Below are 6244 nucleotides of genomic sequence, written 5' to 3'. Positions count from 1 at the left end.
ATGTAAATTGCCAATATCCGGCTTAGAGTGTCCTCTGAAGCATACATGGGAATAATCAGTTCATCATCCAGGCTAGGTATAGATGATTGTTTGACTATTGGCATGTCGTTTGTCAAAAGGTAAATATGAATAAATACTTAAAAAGAGGCTTATTTCTGATCATATCAGGGGTAGCGCTTAACATACTGGGGTATGTGATCAAACGGCAGGAGTGGGGGCTCTATGGCTGGGCGATGATATTAGGAACTATCTTATTTGGCATTGGGTTCCTTTTCGCTTTCTACAGCGTGGTGCGAAAAGTGGAGTACAAAGGATTGAAAGAGGAAAGGGCTGCCGAGGCAGAGAGGAAAGCTCAGAGAAAGGCTGAGCGTAAAAAACTGAAGCAGCAAAGAGAGTTCAACATGCAATAAAATTGCCTATCGTTTAAATTTTACATATTATTGAATTGGGTTTGCAGTGCTTTGACTTTTCCCAATGAGTAAATTCTTTAAAGGCTTTCAATATGCATGGCAGGGCTTGAACTATGCCTTTTCCACTCAGATCAATTTCAGGTTTCACGCTTTTGCGGCAGCACTTATTGCACTGTGCGGGTTTGTTGCTGATCTGTCGGGAGCTGAATGGCTGTGGATCCTCCTGTCTGTTTCTCTGGTTATTGTGTGCGAACTTTTTAATACGGCCATTGAAGTGCTGGTCGATATTGTTTCTCCAGGCTATTCCCGGGAAGCCGGGATAGTGAAAGACCTCGCCTCTGCTGCTGTTCTTATCTCCGCTATATTCGCCTTTATCACCGCTATCATTATCTTTATCCCTAAAATCTGATGCTTTATAAAACCCGGGGAATTGTTTTAAAAACAACTGATTATTCTGAAAACAGTGTTATCGTTCAGATTTTCACTGAGAAGTTCGGTCTTCAGTCTTATCTGATTAACGGAATAAAGAAATCTAAAGGGAAGATCAGAATGAATATGCTTCAACCTTTACATCTTACAGATATGGTGGTGTATCACAAGCCCTCGTCTAATATCCAAAGGATATCGGAATTGAGGAACAGCCCTGTTTTTGAAAGTATCCCTTATAATATTGTGAAGAGTTCTGTTGCTTTGTTTCTGAATGAAGTATTATACCGGTCTATAAAGAATCATTCGAGTGACGAGCGTCTTTTCGAATTCATTTACAGTGCGGTGGAGCTGCTTGACAGAACAGAGGAGGGTATTGCTAATTTCCATCTCTGGTTCCTTTTACATCTTACCCGTTATTTGGGTTTTTTTCCCAATGCTACATTAGCAGATGCTGATTTCTTTGATCTTAGAGATGGATGCTATGTCCGGACATTACCTTTACATCCTCAAATTATCCAGGGCGAGCTAATGAAATATTTTACCGGCCTTATGTCCGGAAATATTTATTCCATCGGCCAGATTAAGGTGCCCGGCCCACAAAGAAAAGACTTACTGCTGAAACTCCTGGAATATTATCAGCTGCATATAGATAACTTCGGAGAAGTTAAGTCGCACCAAATCTTAGAAGAGGTTTTACATTGATCTACGCTACTTTGCTAACTGTAGCCCTTTCAATGACCATTTCGAGTTCAGTCAGGTCGAACGGTTTCTCGAGATATGTATCAGCGCCAGCCTGGGTTGCTAAAGATTGAATATCATTATTAGCTGAGAAATATATCACGGGGATATTTTTCAGATCATCTTCTTTCTTCAGCGTCTGGGTTGCTATCACCCCTCCGGAGTCGGGGATCCAGTTGTCCATCAGTATGACATCCGGCTGAATATTGCGAACATTGTTCACGATATCGTTGCAGTGAGGAGAAGTATGTACATCCCATCCTTGTTCTTCCAGAATAAAACTGCAGATAGATAAAATATCTACATCGTCATCAAAAATCAGTATACGTTTTGACATAATCTGCCCTTTTTCCGTTTACAGCCAGTATCGCTTCATGAAAATCCTATGCAATATCGGATAAAATGTATTGATATCCTGCCTATGTCAGACAATAACTTTACATTTTAATAAATGTTTGCCGGTGAACAGGAAAATTTTTCTTTTTCTAAACCGGTGCCGGATATTCGTTCAGACAAAAATTAAAAAATATTTGCTAAGTGTTAAAAATACACTTACATTTGCATCAGAAATTATATAGAATTTCTTTCTGCATAATTTAGGTTTATAATTGGTTAGTTTGAGCTCCTGCCCATCAGGAGCTTATTTTTTTGATATAGTTTTTTCCCAGCATCAATCCTTCTTTTTTCGTAGTTTTATAAGGCCTTTCCTGTTCATGAAGCAACAGACAGTAAGCGAAAATTTGTTTTTCTGCCGCTGACCTGATGAAGCTCTAATGTGTTTTTATAAAAAAAACAACGGCGAAAAAGAATCAGCAGATGATCCTCGTTTTGCAGAAGGGGGGTAGCTTGACTTCTGTCAATGATCGTGTATTCTAAAAAGGACAATGTTGCCATTTTAGGTTAAGGTTGGATTTGTTCATTCTATCGCTGCGTAGTTTCCTCTATTGCGGACAGCAAAGCCTGCTGTCTCGCGAAGCAATGCTGACCTACAGGCAATTTTTGAAAATACTTAAAAGGTTAATAGTTAAGCAAGTTGCGGGCGCAAAAGGCACAAATTCGGATATATACAGAGATTCATTAATATATGACATCAAAAAAGGGATGCAACCTGCGTTACATCCCTTTTCTGACATATTATTTTAGAAATATTATTGTGCCCTGCCCGTCTTTTTATCTTTCTGGCGTCCGATAACATAACCGGTACCAGCTCCGACGACGCCTCCGATAATTGCCCCACGTGCGTTCTTCTTGTCAACAATGAGGCCTGTTACAGCACCTGCACCTGCACCAATTGCGGCTCCTTTAGCTGCAGAGCTCCATCCTTTTTTCTGAGGCTTGGTTTCTTCGTAATAGTCGCTTTTTACCACAGGATGTACCCCACTTCCTGAACTTCTTGCGTAGCTTCTGGAAGCAGCCGCCTGGCGGGCAGCTTTTGCACTGGCAATAGAATCAATTCTTGCTTTTTCTTTTGCCTGGGCTTCTGCCCGCTGGAAACTATCGAGCCTGATACTATCCTGAACAGCTTTTTTTATTGAATCACGGTAAGCTTGTGTGTTCTCTACCTTAGCTTTATTGTTACACGCTGCAAATATTGCAACAAATGCAAACATGGTTACGAACGTTTTCATGACTTTATATTTTTATCTAATTGCATTTTGATATGTGAAAAAATGATGCCAAAGTTTAAGCTTCCACACAAAAATCAGATGGTGGTGCAACTTTGCATGAAATTATTTGCTTCATCTTCTTCGTTTTATAAGCGGATCATGACTGGTTTAGGAGAAAATGAGTGTTGCAGAATATGACAACAAATGGTTGAACTATTATGCAGCTTATGGAGTAGTAAATTATTGTTAAAGAACCTTCCAATTCCGTTCCCGATTTGTTATGACGTTAAACAGGTGTATATTTAGAAATGAATAAAGAATTGCCATCATTCTCGCATCTTGATGACCAAACAGGACAGCCTGCGATGGTAGATGTTGGGCGGAAATTACAGACCAGGAGAAGTGCAACTGCCCGCAGTATAGTGGTTACAGGAGAAGAGCTTGTTGAACATCTTAACGGCGGGGAGATTCATTCTCCCAAAGGGCCTGTATTCCAAACTGCTGTTATTGCGGGTATTATGGCCGCCAAGAATACATCATCTCTTATCCCCTTATGCCATCCTTTGTCGCTGGACGACTGTAAATTACATATTTCTGTTAATGCTGAAAAAGAGATAATTATTGAGTGTACTGTGTCCATAACCGCTAAGACGGGAGTGGAGATGGAGGCTCTGACGGGTGCAAGTGTTGCTGCTTTAACCATATATGATATGTGCAAATCTTTTTCGCACAATATTGTGATCAGAGAAACGAGATTGCTGAAGAAAACCGGAGGGAAAAATGATTTCGACAATACCGGAGCTTAACGGACTTGTGCTTTCCGGGGGAAAGAGTACCCGGATGGGAAGGGACAAGGGCGCCCTTATTTATCATGGAGTTACTCAGAGGAAACATTTGTACCAAATGCTTTTGCCCTATTGTAAAGAAGTATATATATCATGCAAAAGTGAGCAAAGAGAACATCCAGATGAATTACCGGTCATAGAAGATGCGGTGGAAGGAGCGGGCCCCGCCACAGGGATACTGAGTGCCTTTATGAAAAAGCCTCATTCTGCCTGGCTGGTACTTGCATGTGACGTACCTTTCCTGACACCGGCTACACTTACCTGCCTCGTGGAGGGCAGAAACCCGGAAAAAGTAGCTACTGCATTTTTTAATCCCGCGACCGGGTTTCCCGAGCCCCTTATCACTATATGGGAACCAGCCGGTTATCTGCTGCTTTCAGAATTCCGTCGTAAGGGGTACAACTGTCCAAGGAAGGTTTTGATTAATTCTGACATACAAATCCTTCATGCTCCGGATGCGAAAGAATTGCAAAATGTCAATCTTGCCTCCGAGTATGAGGAGGTAATAAAATTATTTTAGTATCCTGATTGCATGAACGAAGCATAAATGAGACATGAAAATATTATTATTTGGAATAGCCAGAGAAATTGCCGGCCAGCAGCGGCTTGAAGTGCCTCCTGACGAGCAGCCTGAAACTGTAGCCGACCTGCGCGCATGGGTGAACAAGCGATATGGCGCGCTAGCGGGTCTCAAATCGTTTGCTATTGCTGTTGATAATGAGTATGCAGAGGATCACGTGAAACTTTATCCTTCATCAGAGATTGCCCTGATACCACCAGTAAGCGGAGGTTAAATGTTAGTAGAGATTGTAGCTGAAATAGATTTAAACAGAGCTTTCCGGCATTTGCAGACAGAAGGAGCCGGAGGCATAAACCTTTTTATAGGGACAGTAAGGGATCACGCCAATGGGAAGAAAGTGCGGCTGCTGGAGTTTGAGGCATACATTCCCATGGCTCTCCTGGAGATGCAGCGTATTGGACAGAAGGCTATGGAAAGATGGGCGCTTGAGAGGGTCGTGATACAGCATGTTACCGGTGAAAAGAAGGTGGGAGAGCCTGTGGTTATAACCGGGGCGTCTTCCGCTCATCGTGCAGCTGCATTTGAGGCAAGCCGTTTTTTAATAGATGAACTCAAAAAAACGGTTCCTATATGGAAAAAAGAATATTATGAGGACAGTAGTGTCTGGGTGAATGCGTATCCATAAAGAGCGGTATGAACAGGAAAGTTTTAACAGACAAGCACGGGAGGATGATTAACTATCTGAGATTGTCGGTTACCGACCGCTGCAATTTCAGGTGCTATTATTGTATGCCGGAGGAGGGAATAGACTTTGCGTCCGGAAAGGATTTGTTGTCATTTTCCGAAATGCTCTTCTTATGCCAGGTCTTCTGCAATCTGGGTGTTTCGAAAATCCGTATTACAGGCGGAGAACCATTTGCCCGTGCGGGTGTCATGCCTTTCCTGTCCGACTTAAGCAGCGTGCCCGGGCTGGATCAGATAACCGCAACAACCAACGGTACATTTTCCACGAAGTACATCAGCCAGTTAAAGAAGGCTGGTATCCGGAAGATCAACGTCAGCATTGATTCTCTGGATCCCGCGCGCTTTTTTATGATTACCCGGCGTGATGCCTTTGATTCTGTTTACTCTTGTATCTTCCTGTTGCTCCGCGAAGGATTCGACGTTAAGTTAAACTGCGTGGTGTCGGCAACGAAGAACACGGATGATATTATCCCATTTATCGAGCTTACACGTAAATATCCGCTAAGGGTTCGTTTCTTAGAGGAAATGCCCTTTAACGGCAGCGGCAATTTTGATGCTTTGAACTGGACATATAAAGATATCTATGAATACATTGCGGGCATTTACCCGGAGGTGGAAACAACAGGAAGCGATCCTAACGGGACATCTGTAAATTACCGCATACCCGGGTTTAAAGGCTCATTTGGGATCATTCCCTCCTTTAGCAGGACATTCTGTGGCACATGTAACCGTATCCGGTTATCAGCAACGGGAGAACTGAGAACGTGCCTTTACGGACCGCCGGCCTGTAATTTAAGGGATGTGCTGAGGGTGGGCGCATCTGCACACGACATCGAACGCCTCATTGAGCATGCGGTAAGTGGCCGGCTGAAGAATGGCTTTGAAGCGGAGAATTCAAACAGGCATACCCTGCATAATTCCATGTCAGTGCTGGGAGGGTAGCGATTGAAA

At 42.8% G+C, this 6244-nt stretch carries 10 protein-coding genes; 8 read left to right on the top strand and 2 right to left on the bottom strand.

Features of this window, described 5'->3' with window-relative positions:
* Positions 1 to 125 precede the first annotated feature (125 nt).
* The 3 genes from DDR33_RS17115 (at position 126) to recO (ending at position 1541) form a co-directional block, all read left to right on the top strand.
* Complete coding sequence (locus DDR33_RS17115) at positions 126 to 410, top strand: hypothetical protein (protein WP_109417022.1); 285 nt, start codon at positions 126 to 128, stop codon at positions 408 to 410.
* A 64-nt stretch (positions 411 to 474) separates the two neighbouring features.
* Entirely contained in the window at positions 475 to 819 is a 345-nt protein-coding gene (locus DDR33_RS17110) for a diacylglycerol kinase family protein (RefSeq protein ID WP_109417021.1), read from the top strand.
* Positions 819 to 1541: a DNA repair protein RecO gene (recO, locus tag DDR33_RS17105; protein ID WP_109417020.1), complete on the top strand. Its 723-nt coding sequence runs from the start codon at positions 819 to 821 to the stop codon at positions 1539 to 1541. Before DDR33_RS17110 ends, recO begins: the two co-directional genes overlap by 1 nt.
* A gap of 1 nt (position 1542) precedes the next feature.
* Here the strand turns inward: recO and DDR33_RS17100 are convergent, their stop codons facing one another.
* Both DDR33_RS17100 and DDR33_RS17095 read right to left on the bottom strand, forming a co-directional pair.
* Positions 1543 to 1914 (bottom strand): response regulator, encoded by a 372-nt coding sequence (locus DDR33_RS17100; RefSeq protein ID WP_202913772.1) that lies wholly within the window; start codon positions 1912 to 1914, stop codon positions 1543 to 1545.
* Positions 1915 to 2725: 811 nt separating this feature from the next.
* On the bottom strand, positions 2726 to 3205 hold the full coding sequence (locus DDR33_RS17095) for a YMGG-like glycine zipper-containing protein (RefSeq protein ID WP_109417018.1): 480 nt from the start codon (positions 3203 to 3205) through the stop codon (positions 2726 to 2728).
* A 287-nt stretch (positions 3206 to 3492) separates the two neighbouring features.
* Between DDR33_RS17095 and moaC the strand changes: the two genes are divergently transcribed.
* From moaC to moaA, 5 genes are read left to right on the top strand one after another with little or no spacing between them, the layout of a single operon-like run.
* Positions 3493 to 3990, top strand: a complete 498-nt coding sequence (gene moaC / locus DDR33_RS17090; protein WP_109417017.1) for a cyclic pyranopterin monophosphate synthase MoaC — start codon at positions 3493 to 3495, stop codon at positions 3988 to 3990.
* Positions 3965 to 4549, top strand: coding sequence for an NTP transferase domain-containing protein (locus DDR33_RS17085; protein ID WP_109417016.1), 585 nt, complete (start codon positions 3965 to 3967; stop codon positions 4547 to 4549). The genes moaC and DDR33_RS17085 overlap by 26 nt, the downstream gene beginning before the upstream one ends.
* A 34-nt stretch (positions 4550 to 4583) precedes the next feature.
* A complete protein-coding gene (gene moaD, locus DDR33_RS17080; RefSeq protein ID WP_109417015.1) occupies positions 4584 to 4823 on the top strand; it encodes a molybdopterin converting factor subunit 1 in 240 nt (79 codons plus the stop codon).
* Complete coding sequence (locus DDR33_RS17075) at positions 4824 to 5234, top strand: molybdenum cofactor biosynthesis protein MoaE (RefSeq protein WP_109417014.1); 411 nt, start codon at positions 4824 to 4826, stop codon at positions 5232 to 5234.
* An 8-nt stretch (positions 5235 to 5242) separates the two neighbouring features.
* Positions 5243 to 6235 (top strand): GTP 3',8-cyclase MoaA, encoded by a 993-nt coding sequence (moaA, locus tag DDR33_RS17070; protein ID WP_109417013.1) that lies wholly within the window; start codon positions 5243 to 5245, stop codon positions 6233 to 6235.
* Positions 6236 to 6244: the final 9 nt, after the last annotated feature.

The organism is Pararcticibacter amylolyticus, from assembly GCF_003130405.1.
Classification (GTDB): Bacteria; Bacteroidota; Bacteroidia; order Sphingobacteriales; family Sphingobacteriaceae; genus Arcticibacter; species Arcticibacter amylolyticus.
This window is presented reverse-complemented; position numbering and strand designations above follow the sequence as displayed.